This window comes from Vibrio sp. 10N.222.48.A3, from assembly GCF_041475345.1.
Taxonomy (GTDB): domain Bacteria; phylum Pseudomonadota; class Gammaproteobacteria; order Enterobacterales; family Vibrionaceae; genus Vibrio; species Vibrio tasmaniensis_A.
The window spans coordinates 1-1206 of the sequence record NZ_JBFRVX010001382.1 but is presented as its reverse complement, the minus strand read 5'-3'; the positions used below and the strand labels follow the sequence as shown (position 1 = coordinate 1206).

Here is a 1206-nt window from a genome sequence, read left to right as displayed (position 1 = left end):
GAGTAGCATGAATCAGAAGTGCTTATGCACAACATTTCTTGTATTTCTTACCGCTACCGCAAGAACATGGGTCGTTACGGTTAGGTGTCTTTTCGAACGTCATTGTTTTTGGCTTGTTTAGTAATGTGTCGAACTCAAGCGTGTTTTCTTCTTTAGTTGCATCAACAGATACAGTAACAAAGATTGAATGCTCGGCCGCGATTGCTTCAACTTCTGCTTTACGAGCTTCAGTTTGAACCATTACAGCAACTGGTGACTCTTCAGTACCCACTTTAACATCGCGGTTTACATTGTAGCCAGCAAGAACGTGGTTCTGTCTTGTTTCAATACGGCCTTTGAAAAATAGTTTCGACATTGGGTACTCACAAAATTTGGGATGACGCTATTCCTATGCTGGGTAGCGTTATAGAGCGGGGGATTATACTGATATATTGCAATTGATAAAGCGGTTATGTGAGCAAAGCTTGTTTAGTTATTCTCGTCTAACGATTCTACGCTCCGCAACCTCTCAATTTTTTGCTTGTTCCGGGTTATATTTCAAATTAGAGACAATAAAATTTTCCTCAATAGGGGGAGAGTGATAAATTCAAATAGCCAATTTAAACAAAGAGATAGTGTATGAAATTAGATGCCATACTGTGGGATTATGATGGAACCTTAGTCAATTCAGTTCCAAAAAATATCGCAATAACCAAAGACATCATTTCTGTGGTCGCACCACATTTGTCAGGTGATAATTTACCCAAATATTTGTTGAGTGAAGCGCTCTATCACGAAGCCAACCACGGTGCTAAAAACTGGCAAGCCTTGTATGTCGACTATTATGGGATGTCTCATGATGAAATGTTGATCGCTGGTGGTATGTGGGCAGAGCATCAAGAGCAAAATCAAACTCCCGTAGCTCTGTTTGAGGGAATGGAAACCGTGATCAGTCAGTTCGCGCACCTTCCTCATGGGGTTTGCTCGCAAAACTCTCAATTGAATATTCGAACTGTACTCGATAGCTACGGTATAGGTGAGGTGTTTAAGTCAGTAGTTGGCTATGACGATGTATCGAATGGTAATCAAAAACCGCATCCGTTTGGCGGCATGAAGTGTGTTGAAAACATATTTGGTGAAGCTCACTCTAAAGAACTGTGTTTGATGTATATCGGTGACCATGAAGCGGATACACAGTTTGCTCGCAATATTGAAGTAGCACTGGGT

General features: G+C 41.1%; 2 protein-coding genes. One reads left to right on the top strand and one right to left on the bottom strand.

Translation table 11 applies throughout. The features are described from left to right. Positions 1 to 22: 22 nt before the first annotated feature. Complete coding sequence (locus AB4653_RS26515) at positions 23 to 355, bottom strand: PBPRA1643 family SWIM/SEC-C metal-binding motif protein (protein WP_004733856.1); 333 nt, start codon at positions 353 to 355, stop codon at positions 23 to 25. A gap of 263 nt (positions 356 to 618) precedes the next feature. On the opposite strand from AB4653_RS26515, the gene AB4653_RS26510 reads away from it, so the two are divergent. Further along, positions 619 to 1206, top strand: a 588-nt coding sequence (locus AB4653_RS26510; protein WP_372105717.1) for an HAD family hydrolase, incomplete at its 3' end; no start/stop codon positions are given.